Source organism: Gilliamella sp. wkB292, from assembly GCF_001690235.1.
Classification (GTDB): domain Bacteria; phylum Pseudomonadota; class Gammaproteobacteria; order Enterobacterales; family Orbaceae; genus Gilliamella; species Gilliamella apicola_F.
In genome coordinates this window covers 26,781-47,070 of record NZ_LZGO01000078.1, presented here as the reverse complement: position 1 = coordinate 47,070, position 20,290 = coordinate 26,781, and the positions used below count along the sequence as shown (strand labels likewise).

General features: G+C 35.7%; 16 protein-coding genes. 13 read left to right on the top strand and 3 right to left on the bottom strand.

Annotated features, from left to right (window positions below; all coding sequences use genetic code 11):
- Positions 1-8: 8 nt before the first annotated feature.
- A complete protein-coding gene (locus tag A9G09_RS10800; protein WP_065634846.1) occupies positions 9-596 on the top strand; it encodes an ACP phosphodiesterase in 588 nt (195 codons plus the stop codon).
- A 59-nt stretch (positions 597-655) separates the two neighbouring features.
- On the opposite strand, the gene A9G09_RS10795 is transcribed toward A9G09_RS10800, so the two are convergent.
- Entirely contained in the window at positions 656-2,737 is a 2,082-nt protein-coding gene (locus tag A9G09_RS10795; RefSeq protein ID WP_065634845.1) for a 3-hydroxybutyrate oligomer hydrolase family protein, read from the bottom strand.
- Positions 2,738-2,832: 95 nt separating this feature from the next.
- Complete coding sequence (ilvY, locus tag A9G09_RS10790; protein ID WP_065634844.1) at positions 2,833-3,756, bottom strand: HTH-type transcriptional activator IlvY; 924 nt, start codon at positions 3,754-3,756, stop codon at positions 2,833-2,835.
- Positions 3,757-3,955: 199 nt separating this feature from the next.
- Here ilvY and prfC point away from each other — a divergent pair, with 199 nt between their 5' ends.
- From prfC to A9G09_RS10730, 12 genes are all read left to right on the top strand, one after another.
- On the top strand, positions 3,956-5,548 hold the full coding sequence (prfC, locus tag A9G09_RS10785; RefSeq protein ID WP_065634843.1) for a peptide chain release factor 3: 1,593 nt from the start codon (positions 3,956-3,958) through the stop codon (positions 5,546-5,548).
- Positions 5,549-6,137: 589 nt separating this feature from the next.
- On the top strand, positions 6,138-9,011 hold the full coding sequence (gene ptrA, locus A9G09_RS10780) for a pitrilysin (RefSeq protein ID WP_065634842.1): 2,874 nt from the start codon (positions 6,138-6,140) through the stop codon (positions 9,009-9,011).
- Between the two features lie 100 nt (positions 9,012-9,111).
- Positions 9,112-9,984, top strand: a complete 873-nt coding sequence (locus A9G09_RS10775) for a helix-turn-helix domain-containing protein (protein WP_065634841.1) — start codon at positions 9,112-9,114, stop codon at positions 9,982-9,984.
- Positions 9,985-10,003: 19 nt separating this feature from the next.
- Entirely contained in the window at positions 10,004-11,287 is a 1,284-nt protein-coding gene (aroA, locus tag A9G09_RS10770; RefSeq protein WP_065634935.1) for a 3-phosphoshikimate 1-carboxyvinyltransferase, read from the top strand.
- Between the two features lies 1 nt (position 11,288).
- Positions 11,289-11,969, top strand: coding sequence for a (d)CMP kinase (cmk, locus tag A9G09_RS10765; RefSeq protein ID WP_065634840.1), 681 nt, complete (start codon positions 11,289-11,291; stop codon positions 11,967-11,969).
- Positions 11,970-12,079: 110 nt separating this feature from the next.
- Entirely contained in the window at positions 12,080-13,762 is a 1,683-nt protein-coding gene (gene rpsA / locus A9G09_RS10760) for a 30S ribosomal protein S1 (RefSeq protein WP_065634839.1), read from the top strand.
- 57 nt (positions 13,763-13,819) lie between these two features.
- Positions 13,820-14,152, top strand: a complete 333-nt coding sequence (gene ihfB, locus A9G09_RS10755) for an integration host factor subunit beta (protein WP_306453255.1) — start codon at positions 13,820-13,822, stop codon at positions 14,150-14,152.
- A gap of 361 nt (positions 14,153-14,513) precedes the next feature.
- Complete coding sequence (locus tag A9G09_RS10750; protein ID WP_065634837.1) at positions 14,514-16,757, top strand: DNA internalization-related competence protein ComEC/Rec2; 2,244 nt, start codon at positions 14,514-14,516, stop codon at positions 16,755-16,757.
- An 82-nt stretch (positions 16,758-16,839) separates the two neighbouring features.
- The gene (gene lpxK / locus A9G09_RS10745; RefSeq protein WP_065634934.1) at positions 16,840-17,847 is read left to right on the top strand and encodes a tetraacyldisaccharide 4'-kinase; all 1,008 of its coding nucleotides are present in this window, start codon (positions 16,840-16,842) and stop codon (positions 17,845-17,847) included.
- 3 nt (positions 17,848-17,850) lie between these two features.
- Positions 17,851-18,036, top strand: coding sequence for a Trm112 family protein (locus A9G09_RS10740; protein WP_065634836.1), 186 nt, complete (start codon positions 17,851-17,853; stop codon positions 18,034-18,036).
- Positions 18,037-18,055: 19 nt separating this feature from the next.
- A complete protein-coding gene (gene kdsB / locus A9G09_RS10735; protein WP_065634835.1) occupies positions 18,056-18,823 on the top strand; it encodes a 3-deoxy-manno-octulosonate cytidylyltransferase in 768 nt (255 codons plus the stop codon).
- Positions 18,820-19,515 (top strand): DUF2461 domain-containing protein, encoded by a 696-nt coding sequence (locus A9G09_RS10730; RefSeq protein WP_141671574.1) that lies wholly within the window; start codon positions 18,820-18,822, stop codon positions 19,513-19,515. Before kdsB ends, A9G09_RS10730 begins: the two co-directional genes overlap by 4 nt.
- 88 nt (positions 19,516-19,603) lie before the next feature.
- On the opposite strand, the gene A9G09_RS10725 is transcribed toward A9G09_RS10730, so the two are convergent.
- Positions 19,604-20,266 carry a MarC family NAAT transporter gene (locus tag A9G09_RS10725; protein WP_065634833.1) on the bottom strand — a complete coding sequence of 221 codons (663 nt, stop codon included), beginning with the start codon at positions 20,264-20,266 and terminating at the stop codon, positions 19,604-19,606.
- Positions 20,267-20,290: the final 24 nt, after the last annotated feature.

Below are 20,290 nucleotides of genomic sequence, written 5' to 3'. Positions count from 1 at the left end.
CTTATTGTATGAATATTCTTGCACATTTACATTTGGCAACATTGGCAAACAGTTCCTTGATTGGCAATACCGTTGCCGATTTTGTTAAAGGTGATCCTTATATAACTTATCCGCAAACTATTGCAGATGGCATTATGCTTCACCGCAAAATCGATAGCCTGATCGATTCTTTACCCGAAGTGAAGCAAGCTAAACAGTTATTTAGAAAAACTTACCAACGAGTGGCGCCCATTGCATTAGATATTGTTTGGGATCATTTTCTGTCTAAATATTGGTCAGAGTATGGTATAAAATCTTATGCTGCCGTAGCTGAATTTAATCAGTTGACCAAAGAGCAAATTGCCCCTTTTATTGCTAATTATCCAACAGATTATCAATATTTTATGCAGTCCATGTGGCAAGGTAAATGGCTGGAAAATTATGCTTATATTGAATTTATTGAAAAAGTACTTAAAGGTATGGCTGCGCGAAGACCTAAACTCATTTTATTAAAAGAGACAATTGTTGATATTAAGCAACATTATTCAGCGCTTGAATCACTTTTTTTTAAATTATATCCCCAAATGATAAAATTTGTTATTTCCAATCATTTTTAAAAAATAGGCGATTATCGGAATAAGTTTAGTTAATCAACTTATCCGATAATCTTTAATTGTTAATTTGGAATAGTAAGTTTACCGTTTTCTTTCTTAATGACATTGTTGCGATTTGGTGATTGTGAAATCGGCACTAAGTTTTTAATGGTAGCATCAAGGGTAATGTCATTATTACTTACTCGTGGTTTTGTATGAACCACTTGGCTTTCGGGCAGGGTTGCTTTATTCGTTAGATTTGCCCATAACCACTCCATTGCATCTTCACCATAATAATCTATAGGGAGTAAAATGTTCTCAAATGGCGGTTTACCATCTAAATAGCTCGTATTTTCAACTTCAATGTAGCGTAATTGTGAATTTTTACCTTCTACTTGGCTATTTAACGCGACATAAGCTCGTGATGTGTAATCCGGTAATTGTTTAACATTATTACGGCCATGTACAATATAGGTTTTGATTCCATTTAAATTAGCCGAAGCAATGATTTGCCCCATACCATATTGAACGCGCGGATCGTTTATTTTTTTATATAAACATATAGCCCCTTTACTATTATAATCAATGTTTTCTTTGCTTTCAGAACTAGAATAGAAATCTCTTCTAGGTGAAATCACATCTTCATTATTGACCAGCGCTAACGCAGTTGAATCATTACCAATCCATACAGGTAAATGCCCATTAGATAATCCCCAAAGTTGTTCAAAGGCGACTTCTTTTAATGGTGCAACTTTACCGGTATAGTAAATAGGATTTTGTTGCGTGCTAGCAACCGAATAGTTGCACATTCTTTCGGTGATGTCGTAGTGTCCGTAAGCGCTAATGTATTGATAAGGTAAACTGACCGTTTCTTTAAAATAAAAATAGGGTAATTGCATATCCATTTCAGGCGTCCACCCATATTTATGCAGCTTTTCAAGCGCTTCTTCAGGTGTGCCTTCTTTTAATAGTTTAGCTTGTTTTAAGTCATTACAGCGGTTTTGTGAAAAAACATATTTATCGGCAAAAGGAATATGGTTATCTTTATTGTTTTCAATAATTGCTGGCACAGCACAAGGGATATAAAGTGAAGCATATGCGCTGTATTGTGCTATCGATTGATATTCGATTTTAACAGGAGGATTTTTACCAAATTGTACGCTAGCGGGTATTTTTTTGGAATAAGGTACAATTTGCGGGTTTACTGCGACGATTCCTTTTATCACATTATTTTTGTCAAGTTCACCCGCTTTAAGTGCCGCACCGCCGCCATCACTCGCTCCATAGACTAATACTAATGTATTGTCTTTGTTATATTTGATTGTTTTATCTGGTGAATATAATGTATTGAGTTGATAAAATGCAAATTCGATAGAATTTAAAACAAATTCCCCCCAACGCTGCTCTGAATTCTGTCTTGAATGCAGTTGCTTTATGGCGTAGCGGTTGGGATAGGCTTTAACATACCTTTCTCGATTGTTAATATCTGGTTTAAAAAGAAGATTATCTGTTTGTGTTTTGCCATCAATGGCAAATCCACGCTGATTAGTGATATCATAAATACCATTGCCTAATCCCTTATCGTTGTAAACAACCGCACAGTTATGACGTAATCCCCATAATCCTCTAATTTGTACATCGTGAGCATTAAATAATCCATCGGAATCGGTGGAAGGCACCGCAACAATGCAAGGTTTGTTTTTATCAAAATCCAAAGGGATTTGTAATAATAAACCGACAGTTTCTTCTTTATTTTTAAGGGTGGCTAAAACCTCAGTACCTGCCACTTTGCCATCAAACAATGGGGTTAAGGTTTTACGCTGATAACCAAAAAGAGTGCCTTCTCCCGTTTTAGTATCAATGAATCGGTTAAGTTTTGATTGCCTTAATTCTTGAGTTGTTGGCTGCTTAGGGTTAGCCTGCTTAAGATTGATTTTAGTTGTTGATAGCGGTGTAAAGCCTAAACCCGCTGTGGCTAAGTCATCGCTATCACCATCATAATAGTTTGTACTTTCTATGGTTAACCATTGAGGTTTTACAATAGTATTATTCTCGTCACGGCTAATATTTAAACGTGTATTACCTTTGGCCTGTACTGTAAAAACAATCGTAGTTGTAGTAAGAAGAATTAATGATGTTAATATTTTTATCGTTCTTGTGTTCATGAAAATATTTCCTTTTTTAACAACCAAGCTTGTCGTCAAAGTATTTTTTATGTTGCTTGCAGTATTAATAATGTAACTATTTTCTAGGTAAATGATTATACACGATATTTTGTTTGTTGGGATTGGTTTGGTAAATTAAGATTGCATAATCCCCAAAACGCCGCAATAATTTTTTCTGATAAACGTCTTTTTTGAACACAGATCCCAACGTCAAACGGTTCCATTAAATTGGTTGACCATTCAGTAATTCTTTCCCGAATTCTTTCAGGGCTATTTTCCATAACAACTTTAGGTAATAAGGCTACACCGCAACCTAATGCCACCATAGAAACAATTGCCTCGTGACCTGCAACTGTTGCATAAATTTTGGGGCTCATGATTTTTTGCTGTTTAAACCATAAATCAATGCGGTGCCGGCTTGGGCCATGTTCCGGTAGAATAAAAGGTATATTATGCCAATCCGGTTTTTTTTGGTGTAATTTATCACTAAATGAGCTATTGAGTTTGGGTATGAGTAACACCATCTCTATTTCACCAAACTTTAAAAATTCGACTCCTGAAGGTAATTGTTTAGGCTTGCCTGCAATGGCTAAATCGGCTTGATTGGACTGAATTTTTTCAACCGCATCTGCTGCATCGCCGGTTGAGAGTTTAATTTCTACAAGCGGGTAATTAATTCGAAAGCGGTCAAGTATTTCAGGTAAATGGCTGTAAGCGGCTGTTACTGAACAAAATAGAGTTAATTCGCCAACTAATTGTTGATTGGATTGATCTAATTCTTGCCGCACTTGCTGATGCAAACTGATTACTTGCTGAGCAAAACGTTTTACCTTTTCTCCTTCTGGTGTCATTTGGACTTGGCGATTGTCACGAATAAAAAGGGTATGACCAAAATGTTCCTCTAAGCGTTGTATTTGTCTGGATAGCGTTGAAGGGCTTACATGCATAGCATCAGCGGTCATACCAAAATGGCATGTTTCGCATAAATGTAAGAACAATTTTAAATCACGAATATTCATAACAAAATCCAATTTATACTGAAAGCTAGGTTTTCTTTCAAACTAAAAAAATGGCAACTAATCAATACTAGTTTAAGCAAACATTATGCATAGATAAACCAATAACGCAAATAACAACATAAATAACTGCAATGGTAAAAATTGACTGGATCTGTTAAAATGGTCAATTATTTTTTGCAGGATAATTATCGTTAATTTTATGACAGAACAAGCTTATTTAGATGAAGTGAATGCGCGTCGCACTTTTGCTATTATTTCGCATCCCGATGCAGGTAAAACAACCATTACCGAAAAAGTATTATTATTTGGTCATGCCATTCAAACAGCTGGAACGGTAAAAGGTCGCGGCGCCAATGCCCAGCACGCTAAATCCGACTGGATGGAGATGGAAAAGCAGCGTGGTATTTCGATTACAACTTCTGTCATGCAGTTTCCTTATAATGAATGTCTGGTTAATTTACTCGATACCCCAGGACATGAAGACTTCTCAGAAGATACCTATCGAACTTTAACGGCCGTTGATAGCTGTTTAATGGTGATTGATGCAGCAAAAGGGGTTGAAGATCGCACGCGTAAATTAATGGAAGTAACGCGTTTACGTAATACGCCGATTTTGACCTTCATGAATAAGCTTGACCGCGATATTCGTGATCCAATGGAACTGCTTGATGAAGTTGAGAATGAGCTCAATATCATGTGTGCACCAATTACTTGGCCAATTGGTTGTGGTAAGTTATTTAAAGGTGTCTACCATTTAGCCAAAGATGAAACATATCTTTATCAATCAGGTCAGGGTCATACCATTCAAGAAGTCCGTATTATTAAAGGCTTAACTAATCCTGAATTAGATGCCGCAGTTGGCGATGATTTAGCTGCTCAGCTTCGTGATGAACTTGAGTTAGTGCAAGGTGCATCGAATGAATTTGATTTACAAGCGTTTTTATCCGGTGATTTAACTCCCGTCTTTTTTGGTACCGCATTAGGTAATTTTGGTGTTGATCATATGTTAGATGGCTTAACGGCTTGGGCACCAACACCACAGCCCCGACAAACAGATAAGCGCGAAGTTGAGGCAAGTGAAGAAAAGTTTACAGGTTTTGTCTTTAAGATTCAGGCAAATATGGATCCAAAACACCGAGACCGCGTTGCGTTTATGCGTATTGTGTCGGGTAAATATGAAAAAGGCATGAAATTGCGCCATGTTCGTCTTGCTAAAGATGTCAATATCTCTGATGCATTAACCTTTATGGCAGGCGATCGTGAACATGTAGAAGAGGCTTACGCAGGCGATATTATTGGATTGCATAATCATGGCACTATCCAAATTGGTGACACCTTTACCCAAGGTGAAGATCTTAAGTTTACCGGTATTCCTAACTTTGCCCCGGAACTATTCCGTCGAATTCGTTTAAAAGATCCGCTAAAACAAAAACAATTATTAAAAGGATTAGTGCAATTGTCTGAAGAGGGCGCTGTGCAGGTATTTCGACCATTAGCCAACAATGACTTAATCGTTGGAGCAGTTGGTGTACTTCAGTTTGATGTGGTCGTTGCTCGATTAAAATCTGAATATAATGTTGAAGCAATTTATGAACCAGTGAATGTGACCACCGCACGCTGGGTAGAATGTAGTGATGTGAAGAAATTCGAAGAGTTTAAACGCAAGTGTGAGCAAAATTTAGCGTTAGATGGGGGTGATAATTTATCCTATATTGCGCCAAGTATGGTTAACTTAAATCTAACTCAAGAACGTTATCCAGATGTCGAATTTAGAAAAACACGGGAACATTAATTGTTATTATTTTTCTATTGTTGTTTGAAAAAATGAAGAGCTGGGTTTTCCCAGCTTTTTTATATTGTAGAGAAATTGAAACGATATAAAATAAAGGCGACAGCCAGTATTAGTATCCGTACTTTGATCACTCAATTAATTGTATAACATTGCTGACGAGTTGACTGTCAACATTTACAACAAGATTTAAGGTGTTTGATTTTTAGGTAAATAGGCGACGAAGAAAATTGCTATAGATTACGTTGTAATTGACTCGTTTTTCTATCTCAATCCAATATTGTTATTGAACGTAACTTGTGACTTAGTTGATGACTTACATTTAACCAAGCTCTTTTTAATCTAGTAATGGCGTCAAAAATGTGGCGGGTAAATTGCCATAATAGATTAGTGACACCAAGTGCTTTCAGATTATGATTTACTAGATTATCTTTTATTTAAGATAGATAATAGAAAACTTACATCTCAATTTTTAACCAGATAAATTTATCTGATTAAATTTTTTAAAAAATTACTAGGAACTGCGGTCAGTTTTCTTTTTTAGAAATTTATTAAATTCATCATAGAATATGACATATTAGGCGGAGAATATATGCATAAGATAAAAATAACGCTCTTAATTGTGCTAGCTTTTTTTTACTTCAATTCATCTTTTGCGATTGAAAACAAACTTTCACATCCTGTTTTATTAGAAAAGGTTCAACAAAGTGATCGCGATAATCGCCAATACGAAGTCATCGAACTAGCCAATAAAATGCGTGTATTATTAGTATCCGATCCTAAAGCCGTGAAGTCATTAGCATCGCTCGCCTTACCTGTTGGCTCTTTACAAGATCCTGCTGATCAACAAGGTTTAGCTCACTATACTGAACATATGGTCTTGATGGGGTCAAAAAAGTATCCTGAACCAGCTAGTTTTTCTCAATTCTTAAATCGCCATGCAGGTAGTTATAATGCGAGTACTGCTGCTTACCGGACTGCTTTTTATTTTGAAGTTGAAAATGGCGCATTTAATCATGCGTTAGATTATTTAGCTCAAGCGATTGCTAACCCTATTTTAGATCCAAAATTTGCAGATAAAGAGCGAAATGCCGTTAATGCTGAGCTGACAATGGCCAGATCAAACGATGGTTTTCGTATTGGACAAGTTGATTCTGAAACAATTAATAAAAAGCACCCTGCGTCACAATTTTCAGGGGGAAATTTAGAAACCCTAAGTGATAAATCAACAAGTAAATTACACGATGCGTTAGTTAATTTTCATAAAAATTATTACTCAGCTAACATTATGGTAGGGGTTGTCTATAGCAATCAATCTATTAATAAATTGGCAAAACTTGCTGAATCTACTTTTGGTCAAATTCCTAATAACAATATTCAAGCTCCAAAAGTTGAGCAAACCGCTATGACAAGTGACGTATTAGCTAAACAAATTACTATGTTACCTGCTCAGCCTAAAAAATTGATGCTGTTACAATTTCCAATTGAAAATAATTTAGTTAAATTTGCCGATAAAAGTGATGAATATATTGCTTATTTAATTAGTAATCGTAGTCAAAACACGTTATCAGAACAATTACAAAATCAAGGATTGATTGAAAACATTAGTGCATCAAACGATCCTATTCGTTATGGTAATAGTGGTGTTTTTAGTATTAATGTAAGTTTGACTGATGAAGGCCTTGCTCAAAAAGATAAAGTGATAGCGGCTATTTTCAATTATTTACAATTAATACAAAAAGATGGGGTAAAGGATTCTTATTACGAAGAACTTAAAAAAGTATTAGCACTTGAATTTAAATATCAAGATATTGAACGAGATATGTCTTATGTTGAATGGCTATCTGATCAGATGTTGCTTTATCCAATCCAAAATATTTTAAACGCTGACTTTATTGCATCGCATTTTGATAAAGATGCGATAATCAACCGTTTAAAGAGCCTAACGCCAGATAATGCTAGAATTTGGACCATTGCACCAAATCAACCTACTGATAAAGTTGCCTATTTTGTTGAAGCACCTTATAAAATTGATGCTATAACAAGTGAACAAAAATCAAATTGGTCGAATTTAGCAAAAAGCTTTTCGTTTACTTTGCCTGAACTAAATCCTTATATTCCAGATGATTTTACGATTGTTAACCCAAATAGCAATCAATCTGAGCCTTTAGAATTTAATAAGCGCGGTAATCATATCCATTTTGTTAGCCAATATTTTGGTCAAGAACCTAAAGCCGCAATTGTCGTTTCATTACGTAATGATCAAGCTTTTAGTGATGCGAAATCTCAAGTTGCGTTTGATTTGCTCGATTATCTTGTTAGCCGTAATCTAGCACAACTTCAATTCCAAGCTAATGTGGCCGGCATTGAATTGTCGACTGGTCGTGATAATGGTTTGATGGTGACAGCTAATGGTTTTAATCAGCACCTTCCCGAAATGGTATTAGCGGTACTTAATCGTTATCAGCAAATAATTGTTGATGAGCAAAGTTTAGCCTTAGCTAAATCGTGGTATATCCAAAAATTAGATGCAATTGAGCATGCGAATAGTTATCAGTTAGCCGCCAATCCTGTCAATGCATTATCTGTATTACCTCATTACTATGAACGTAATTTAAGAAAACAAATCACAGCAGATATGAGTGTTAACGATATTGTAGCTTATCGTGATGAGCTGATGACGCATTCAGTTCCTTATATGCTAAGTTTAGGTAATTTATCGAATCAAAGCTCGTTAGATCTTTATCATAAAATTCAAGAAAAATTTGCATCTAACGCGCAATTTACACCAACTGATAACCTTAAAATTAATGCACCATTAACGGCACGCATTACTCAAGAGGCGAAAGCAACTGATAATGCTTTAATGATGAGTTATATTCCGACTAATTATGATCGAAATTCGAGCCGCGTCTTGAGTTATACGCTTTCAAAGATTATATCGCCTTGGTTTTTCGATCAATTACGATCTAATGAACAGTTAGGTTATGCTGTTTTTGCTGTATCAATGTCAGTAGGCGATTCTTCTGGTATTAGCTTTATTATACAAAGTAATCAATACGATCCTGCTTATTTGCTAGGCCGTTATCAGCATTTCTATCCAATTATGCTGCAAAAATTACAAGCATTATCCAAAAATGATATAGAACAATATAAAAAAGCAGTGCTTGATGAATTGACGATGCCACCTCAAACGTTAAATGAAGAATTAGAACGTTATCTGGCTGATTATCGTTTATCACATTTTTCGTTTGATTCACGCGATAAGAAAATAGCCGAAGTGAAAAAAATTGATAAACAAGACCTAATTGATTTTTATAATAACGCTATTGTTAAACAGAAAGGTTTGGTGTTTGCTTCGCAAGTATTAGGGCAAGCGTCACAAGGTTCGAAAAAACCTGAAGCGATTACTGAATATACTGAATTTGCAGATGCATCAAAATTACAAGATGTTTTGCTAAAATAGTTGACTAAAATGTGGATGTTACCTTAAACATTTTTAGCGAAAATTGGCATTGTTATCACCTTGTGATACACTGCCAAGATTCGAATATTTTGAGTCAATTATGATTAGTGAAGCAATTGATTATTTGGCAATAGGGCAGCGATTACGCGCTTACCGTATTGCCGCCTCACTTAAAGCCGAAGATGTAGCTAAGAGTTTAAGAATTTCAAGAGCTGCTGTTTATCGCTTAGAAAAAGGTGAAATCGTTAAAATTGAAACATTAGAGCGATTAGCACTATTGTTAGACACTTCTTTAGCCAGCCTGCTTGGTATTGATACGGAATATTATTCAAGTGGCGAAGGGTTTTTTGAACGTATGCGTCAGTTGGAAGAACAATCAACCCATATTTATTCACACTTTGATCCCTTCTCTTTTTTGCTAACTTCACCACACTATTTATCGCATTTGGCTATGATGCTTGAGGAGTCCGGTGAAGCGATTGAATCAGATAAATATGCGGTGAGTTTATCAATTTTGAAACATCGTAAAACGCAATTTTATCAGTCTGTTCCTAAAGTGATTAATTTAATAAGTTTACGCAATGTTGAGCGTTTTTTGCATATTGGTTTAGTCGGTAATTTAACCATTTCGCCGGGAAAAAAATCGGAAAGAATGTTATTAGCGCGTCAAGAAGTTTATCATTTAATTGAACTTTTAGAACACCAATCTTATGCGCCGACAATTGCTATTACTGAACAGGCTATTCCGTCGATAGCTTTTCAAATCTTTTATCAAGATCAAAATCCGATCTCTTTAGCGATGAGTCCATTTCGTTTGGGGGAATTACCCAATGTGACAACGGGGATTGCTTCAATTACTTCATCATTTGATGCAATCAAGCGATATCGTTCTTTATTTGATAAATTATGGCAAAATAGTGCTAAAGATAAGCAAGCTATTGATTTGTTAAAAGCGACGCTAGAAAAATTTTAAAAAATATTTATAGAGAGTGATTATGTTATCTATAACATTACAACCGATAAAAAAAATTAATGGGACAATCAATTTACCTGGGTCAAAAAGTGTCTCTAATCGAGCATTACTATTATCTGCACTGAGTAAAGGTAATACCCGTTTGACCAATTTGCTTGATAGTGATGATGTACGTTACATGCTTGATGCTTTGAAGGCTTTAGGTATTAAGTATCAACTATCTGATGATCGCACTATTTGTGATATTCAGGGCATCGGTCGTCACTTGCAAGTGACTCACCCTTTGGAATTGTTTCTTGGAAATGCTGGCACTGCGATGCGTCCATTAACAGCGGCATTATGTTTGGGTAACAATAATATTATATTAACAGGCGAACCTCGTATGAAAGAGCGCCCAATAGGGCATTTAGTCGATGCTCTGCGTCAAGGCGGTGCTAAAATCGACTATCTTGAAAACGAAGGTTACCCACCACTGCATATTCATGGTGGTTTTAGTGGAGGCAATATTAACGTTGATGGAACGGTTTCAAGTCAGTTTTTAACCGCTTTATTAATGACTGCACCGCTAGCGGATAAAGATACCGAAATTACCATTATTGGTGATTTGGTTTCGAAACCTTATATTGATATTACAATTAAGATGATGGCGATTTTTGGTGTCACAGTTACCAATCATGATTATCAAAAATTTACCATTAAAGCCAAACAATGTTATCAATCTCCTGGCAATTATTTAGTCGAGGGTGATGCTTCGTCCGCTTCTTATTTTTTAGCCGCTGCGGCAATTAAAGGCGGTACGGTGCGTGTTACTGGTATAGGTAAAAAAAGTTTACAAGGCGATACCCAATTTGCACATGTACTTGAAAAAATGGGTGCTAAAGTGATTTGGGCAGATGATTATATTGAATGTACTCGGGGGGAATTAAATGGTATTGATATGGACATGAACCATATTCCCGATGCAGCAATGACTATTGCCACTACAGCTTTATTTGCTAAAGGACCAACTACTATTCGCAATATTTATAACTGGCGCGTAAAAGAAACCGATCGTTTATATGCGATGGCAACTGAACTACGAAAGGTTGGGGCTACGGTTGAAGAGGGGCCTGATTATATTACTATAGTTCCTCCTGCAAAATTAACGCATGCAAAAATCGAAACATATAACGATCACCGCATTGCAATGTGTTTTTCATTAGTTGCATTATCAGATACACCGGTGACCATATTAGATCCTAAATGCACAATGAAAACTTTTCCAGATTACTTTGAACAATTTGAACGATTAAGCGAATATTAATATGACTAAAACTGTTCCCGTAATTGCCATTGATGGACCTAGTGGCGTAGGTAAAGGCACATTATGCCAAGCATTGGCTAATCATTTTAATTGGCACCTTTTAGATTCAGGGGCTATTTATCGAGTATTGGCATTTTCAGCCTTGCAACAAAACATCGCGCTTGATGATGAAAGCCAGCTTGTTAAATTGGCGTTAAATCTGCCTTTAACCTTCGATTCTACGGGGGCTGAAGTAAAAGTTTTATTACAGAATAACGATGTAACTAACGCTATCCGCACCGAACAAACAGGTGGAGCCGCATCAAAAGTGGCTTCGTTAAGTCAAGTGAGAGTTGCATTATTACAACGACAGCGTGATTTTAAACAGGTTCCAGGGTTGATTGCTGATGGTCGCGATATGGGAACCGTTGTATTCCCAGATGCACCAGTCAAAATCTTTCTCGATGCCAGTGCGCAATCTCGAGCAGAAAGAAGAATGAAACAGTTGCAAGATAAGCAAAATCATGCTAAATTCGCCGAAATTTTGCAGGAGATAACTGCGCGTGATGAGCGTGATCGTAATCGGGCTGTTGCGCCGTTAAAACCTGCTGTTGATGCACTTATAATTGATACTACATCACTTTCTATTCAAGATGTTTTTAATCAATCTATTAAGTATATAAACCAAAAACTCGAGCAATAAATTTTTTTATTGCTTGAACCAAGCTCCACAAAAGGATAGGTGGAGTTCCGTAAACAACCCCACAAGACATGATGTAATGTGGACGTTAATATTAATTTAAGTATATAAATATGACTGAATCTTTTGCTCAACTCTTTGAAGAGTCTTTAAATCAACTAGACACTCGTTCTGGTAATATGATCCGTGGTACTGTCGTTGCAATCGACAAAGATGTTGTTTTAGTTGATGCTGGTTTAAAATCTGAATCAGCAATTCCAGTAGAGCAGTTTAAAAATGCCCAAGGCGAATTAGAAGTTCAAGTAGGTGACGTTGTTGACGTTGTGCTTGACTCAATTGAAGATGGCTTTGGTGAAACAATCTTATCTCGTGAAAAAGCTAAACGTCATGAAGCGTGGCTGACACTAGAAAAAGCAGTTGAAGATGCTGCAACAGTTTTAGGTGTTATCAATGGTAAAGTTAAAGGTGGCTTTACGGTTGATCTTAATGGCGTACGTGCGTTCCTACCTGGTTCACTTGTTGACGTTCGTCCATTACGCGATACTTCACATATTGAAAATCGCGAAATTGAATTAAAAGTTATTAAATTAGATCAAAAACGTAACAACGTTGTTGTTTCACGTCGTGCAGTTATCGAATCTGAAAATAGCGCAGAAAGAGAACAACTTCTTGAAAATCTACAAGAAGGTTCAGAAGTTAAAGGTATCATTAAAAATCTTACTGATTACGGTGCATTCGTTGATCTTGGTGGGGTTGATGGTTTACTTCACATCACTGATATGGCTTGGAAACGTGTTAAACATCCAAGTGAAGTGGTTGAAGTGGGTCAAGAATTACTTGTTAAAGTGCTTAAATTCGATAAAGACCGTTCACGTGTTTCTCTTGGCTTAAAACAATTAGGCGAAGATCCATGGGTTTCAATCGCTAAACGTTACCCAGAAGGAACAAAAGTAACTGGTAAAGTAACTAACTTAACTGATTACGGTTGTTTTGTTGAAATTGAAACTGGTGTTGAAGGTTTAGTACACGTTTCAGAAATGGATTGGACAAACAAAAACATTCACCCATCTAAAGTAGTTAGCTTAGGTGATGTGGTTGAAGTCGTTGTTCTTGAAATTGATGAAGAACGTCGTCGTATCTCTTTAGGTCTTAAACAATGTAAACCAAACCCATGGTTACAATTTGCTGAGTCACACAATAAAGGTGATAAAGTTAGCGGTAAGATCAAATCAATCACTGACTTTGGTATCTTCATCGGTTTAGATGGCGGTATTGATGGTTTAGTTCATCTTTCAGATATCTCTTGGAATATGCCAGGCGAAGAAGCAGTTAAAGCTTATAAGAAAGGTGACGATATCGAAGCGGTTGTGTTACAAGTTGACGCAGAGCGCGAGCGTATTTCTTTAGGTATTAAACAATTAGAAGATGATCCTTTCAATAATTTTGCTGCAAACTATAAAAAAGGCACTATTGTTAAAGGTAAAGTGACTGCTGTTGATGCTAAAGGTGCAACTATCGAAATTGCTGATGGTATTGAAGGTTACTTAAAAGCTCAAGATATTGCTCGTGAACGTATTGAAGATGCAACTACTGCACTGAAAGTCGGTGACGAAGTTGAAGCTAAGATTGTTAACATTGATCGTAAGTCTCGTGCGATTTCATTATCAGTACGCGCTAAAGATGAAGCTGATGAAAAAGAAGCACTTGCTGCTGTAAATAATACTGCAACTCAAGAAGAAGCATCATTTACTAATGCAATGGCTGAAGCTTTCAAAGCTGCTTCAAAAACTGAGTAAAAATTGTTTATGTAAAGAGTAAAGAGGGCTTGCCCTCTTTTTCTTTTGTGGTATAAAATAAATCAGTTATATACCACACAAAATAAATTAGGAGTGACCATGAACAGATCAGATTTAGCCGAAAAGATAGTTAACTGGCGGACACACCTTCCTGTACAACTAGTTGATGATGCTGTAAGAGATATTATCGAACAGATCGCTTTAGCTATGGAAAGTAATGATCGTGTTGAAATTCGAGGTTTTGGTAGTTTTAGTTTGAACTATCGTGCCCCACGTAAAGCGAGAAATCCTAGAACAGGTGGTAATGTTGAAGTTAAACATAAATATATCCCTCACTTCAAGCCGGGTAAAGAATTACGTGAACGAGTTAATAATGCTGCCAAAGCATAAGTTTGCATAATATTACAAAAAAACCTTTGACTAAAATCAAAGGTTTTTTTATTTATAACAATACAGGTATTCATCAATCAATGCTTGCAGCACCATTCTAGATTACCGACACCTCTTCTTTAGCTGTGATTCGAATTAACGTAAAAAAAGTTTATCTAAAAATCAGTTTAGTTTTGTAAAAGTTTTTCAACTAATCAATAAAATGGAAGCAACCTCTAGAAATTAGCAAATGGAATATTTTGAGAAAACGGTTATATGATAGCTTGATAGCCAATCAAAATTAATTCTATCAAAATCAATGCGGCAACTTTTTTCACTGGATCTATTAGCAATAATTTTTTCTTTAGGTTGTTTGCCACTTATGTTTTTATCTTCATTACCTTCTTATGAACAGTGGTATATGTTGGCTATTGTTCTTGTTAATTTTATTTTGATTGTCCCATCAACGTATTATCGCTTTACAATCATGATTGCGGTATTTATCCTTAGCTTTTTATGGTCTACTGCTTATAGTCATCAATATTTATCTAATATTGAACCTTATATCGATAAGACCTTGGTTGTGCAAGCTAAAGTCGAAACAATTGATGTTCAAGCCCAAAACATAACAGAACCGTATTATATAAAATTTGCCCTAATCAATTCTGACCAGCATTATTTGTCTTTTAATCCGACTATTTCAGTCTATTGGGATCAGCCAATTATTCCTAAAGCTGGTCAAATTTGGCAACTTACGTTGAAAACCAAAGTCAGCCAAGGTTATTTGAATGAAGGGGGTTTTGATAGTCAACGCTTTGCAATTGCCAACAGACGCCTATTATCAGCAAAATTAAAACAAGCTAAATTACTTGAAGATAAGCGTGATGTTAGACAAGTTATAGCAGATTATGCGTTACCCTATATTAATCTATGTGTTTACCGAGGAATCATGATTGCGCTTGCTTTTGGAGAGCGCACACAAATAAGTGGTGAAGATCGCCTAATAATGATGCAAACAGGTATAGCTCATTTAATGGCAATATCTGGTATGCATATTCTTTTAGTTTTTTATTTTTGTTGGTTTATTGTTAAAACAGCTATGTTTTTACTGCCAAATCGTTATATACATTATTTTGTACCAATAATAGTTGGTTGGCTAAGTGCGTTATTTTATGCTTGGCTAACAGGATTTAATCCGCCAACACTACGTGCAATATTCGCACTATCAATATGGATATATTTACGCTATCAAAGCTACCATTTAAGCGCTTGGCAAAAAGTTAATCGAATTATTGCAATATTACTCTTATTTGATCCGTTGATGATTTTATCAGAAAGTTTTTGGTTATCTTGCTACGCGGTTATCAGTTTACTCTTTCTATCCCAATGGATGCCTTTACCACACCGTTTTAAACAAAAAAAACGTTGGTATTTAATCCGGTTATTGCATCTACAATTTGGCTTAACGTTATTATTATTACCTATACAATTTTTTATTTTTCACGGGATAAGTACTGTTGCATTATTCTCCAATTTAATAGCAATTCCACTTATCACACTATGTACCTTTCCTGCTATTTTATTGGCACTATTATTTAGTTTGGTAAATTGTTTTTATTTATCCTTGTGGTTTTGTTTTGTTGCAGATATTTCTCTTAAAGGATTATTTTTATGTTTAAAAGCAATGAATATGTTGTGGTTGACGTTACCGGCTAATTTTTATCTACTAAGTTTAATTGGTTGGTTGATGATTATTGTTATTCGTACTGAACTTTGGCGTCATTTTTTCGTGACTATATTGTCTATTTTATGCTTAATGATTTCACCATTTTTTGTTGTTCTTGATTATGTTTGGCGAGTAGACATGTTAGATGTTGGCCATGGGCTGGCTATTGTGATTCATAATGGAAAGTCAGCTATTTTGTACGATACAGGTGCTAAATGGGATAAAAATTCAGTAGCAGAGCAGGTCATTATACCGTTTTTATTGCAGCATAATTTAACAATTGAAGGCATTATTATTAGTCACCAACATAATGATCATATTGGTGGGCTGAATATTTTAAAGCGTATCTATCCAAAAGCGTGGCTGATGAGTTCATCATCATCATTAAATAATGATTATTTATGCTTAGCGGGTAATCACATTACGTGGAAACAGCTTTCTTTTAATATTTTATGGCCTAAAAAGCTTGTTAATTATGCACAAAATAAAGACTCATGTGTGATACAAATAACTGATGGTCTATTCTCGGTATTGTTAACGGGGGATTTAGAGCGAACGCAAGAGTATCAGTTAATTGAACAATATGGAGTTAAATTATCTTCAACATTTTTACAAGTTCCTCATCATGGTAGCATGAGCTCATCAAGCTATGCTTTTTTAAATCGGGTAAAACCGAAAAGTGCATTGGTGTCGACTTCGCGCTATAATGCTTGGAACTTACCCGCAGATAAGATTACTTTACGTTATCATGAACTTAACTTAGATTATCATGTTACTGCAAGGACAGGTCAAATTAGTCTATTTTTTAATAAATTAGCGTGGAATATCAAAACAATGCGGGAACAAGTGAGTCCTAGGTGGTATCATGATTGGCTTGGGCGTTTACCTATTTATGAGTAAAATAATAGCCAATATCGCAATATTTATATTACGTCAGATGTGGCAGTAATGGTAACAAAACATAATCAAGTGATAATAAATGATGATTGAAAAATTATGGTATGGTAAAAATAGATTATATTGGTTACTTATTCCTTTTTCTTTGTTATATGGTTTGATTGTTTTTGTTCGTCGCCAGTTATATCGATTCGGCCTTTTAAAATCATGGCATTCACCTGTTCCGATTGTTGTTGTTGGCAATTTATCCGTCGGCGGTAATGGTAAAACACCTTTCACGATTGGTTTGATTCAAGCTTTACAAGCTAAAGGGTTACATGTTGGTGTTGTTTCACGAGGATATGGCGGTAAAGCTGATTCTTATCCCTTGATTTTAGATGACAATACAACAACAGCTCAAGCGGGTGATGAACCGATTCTGATTTATCAACGCACTCAGGCGCCTGTTGCGGTAGCACCGAAACGGGTTGATGCGGTCAAAGCTTTATTACAACACTATCAGTTAGATGTTATTTTGACTGATGATGGCTTACAACATTATGCGCTAGCTCGTAACATAGAAGTTGTTGTAGTCGATGGTAAACGTCAATTTGGCAATGGGTGGTGGATTCCTGCAGGTCCAATGCGAGAGCGACAAAACCGTTTAACGTCAGTAGATTTAATAATCATTAATGGTGATAGCGATAGTCTGTTAGCTGAGAAATATCCTAATAAAACTTATACTATGCAATTGGCTCCCAACTATGCCATTAATTTGCTTACTCAAGAAAAAAAACCATTATCTTCGTTACAAAATATCTGTGCTATTGCTGGAATTAGCAATCCTAAACGTTTTTTTGATATGTTAACAATGATGCATGCGAATTTAATTAAAACGGTATCATTTGCTGATCATCAACAATTTACTTTGCCATTGTTAACAGATATAGCAACTGATCAACAAATTATTTTAATGACAGAAAAAGATGCAGTAAAATGTCAACAATTTGCATTACCAAATTGGTGGTATTTACCTGTAGATGCCATTATACCTATGCCAGCAATTAACCATATCTGTTCATTATTAGCGGATATAACATCACATAGAGAATAAATTATGAAAACGCTTCTTCTTAATGCTATTGCTTGCCCTAAATGTCATGGCAAATTGCAATATGATAAAGAACATAATCAGCTAATTTGTCAAACTGATAAATTAGTTTTTCCTGTAAAGGATGGTATTCCCGTATTACTTGAAACCGAGGCGATGGCGCTGACTCAAGTAAAATTTAATCAAGAATAGAACATTACAAGGATTAGTTATGAATTTTTCTGTTATTATTCCAGCAAGATATGCATCAAGCCGTTTACCTGCAAAACCTTTAGCAGATATACATGGTAAACCGATGATCGTACGAGTGATGGAACAGGCAAAAAAGTCATCGGCAAATCGAGTCATTGTTGCAACCGATCATCAGCAAGTTTTCGAGGTAGTAAAAAAACATGGTGGTGAAGTGATTCTAACCAGTGATAAACATAACTCGGGGACTGAGCGTCTGGCCGAAGTCATTAATACCTTTCAATTTGCTGATGATGAAGTGATTGTTAATGTTCAAGGTGATGAGCCACTTATTCCCCCTATTATTATTGATCAAGTCGCTGAAAATTTAGTCAAATATAAAACAGGCATGGCAACTTTAGCTGTGCCTATTGAGTCGGTTGAAGAAGCGTTTAATACTGGCGCGGTTAAAGTTGTGATGGATAAAGATGGCTATGCACTTTATTTTTCTCGAGCGACTATTCCTTGGGAGCGGGATCGCTTCGCGAAAGCTAGCAATTTATTTAATCAATCCAGTATTGGTGATTTTTACCTTCGCCACATTGGTATTTATGCTTATCGAGCAGGTTTTATTCGTCAGTATATCAACTGGGCACCTTCTTCACTTGAGCAAATTGAAATGCTTGAACAGCTTAGAGTTCTTTGGTACGGTGAAAAAATTCATGTTGCAGTAGCTAAAGAGTCACCCGCTATTGGTGTTGATACGCAACAAGATTTAGAAAAAGTCAGAGAGTTATTTAAGGAGCAATAATGGCCATATTTAACGGCTTTTCTCAAGCGGGTTTAAATTTTTTACAAGATGCTTGGATTCACAACAGTAAAACTTGGTTTGATGAACATCGTTCGATTTATGATAACGACTTAGTTAAACCATTTAAGTTATTGGTTGAACAATTAACCCCAGAAATGTTAAAAATTGATGAGTGGTTTGAAACCAAACCTGCGATAGGTAAAACCATATCACGCATCCATCGTGATACTCGATTTTCCAAAGATAAAACACTGTATCGAAGCCGATTGTGGCTAACATTTAAACGACCAAACAAGGATTGGAAAGAAGCGCCTGCTTATTTTTTTGAAATTAGCCCGAATAGTTATCAATATGGTTTAGGTTATTATTGTGCATCCAAACAAACTATGGATATTTTTCGTGAAGAGATTGCTAATGATACTGCTAAGTTTTTAGAGATGATTCGTTGCGTCAAAAAACCTTTTGAGTTGGTTGGTGAAAGTTATAAACGACCACTGATTAAAGATCAAGATGAAAAGATAGCAACATGGTATAACCGTAAAAGTTTAGCTGTTATGGTAACCAATAATCATATAGCTGATGTACTAGATAGTGATCTGCCAAATAAATTGATAAAAGGATTTAAAAAAATCGTTCCTCTTTATGATTATTTAATGCGGGTTGAAATGATCAAAAATATACCTAAACTTTAATTGATGTCAGAACAGTAGGGCATCAACGTGCCCTATGTCTCATTATCAGTTAGTGCTTGGATTAACTATCTGAATATTATTTAATCAGTTAAATATTGGGGAAATTTAATACCAGCTCTTTTACGCCGTTAATGATAAATTGGGTACCGACACAAACTAATAAAAATCCCATAATTCTAGAGGTTGCTTCAATACCACTTTTCCCCATAAATCGCATGATACTGCCTGCACTACGCATACAAAACCATAAAATAATACACAATAATAGTGGCACCATTATAGAAGTGGTATAAACGACCCAAGTCGATACGTTGTAACCACCACTTTTAACCGTTGAAGCCATACTAATAATCATCGCAATCGTACCTGGGCCAGCAGTACTCGGCATTGCTAATGGGACAAACGCAATATTGTTTGATGTTTCTCGTTTTTTTGCATCGGCTTCTAACGTTTTATGAGATGGTTGCTGGGGGAATAGCATTCTAAAACCGATAATACCGACTATCATTCCACCCGCAATACGTAATCCAGGAATTGATATACCAAAGGTATTCATCACTAATTGTCCACCATAAAATGAGACAACCATGATAATAAACACGTAAATACAAGTCATTTTAGACTGATAGTTACGCTCTTCATTGGTCATATCACCGGATAAACCTAATAGTAATACAACAGTCGTTAATGGATTAGTTAATGGTATGAAAAGAATTAGACCAAAGCCAATAGTTTGTACAAGTTCCAGCATATCAATTTCAAGACTTAATAAAAA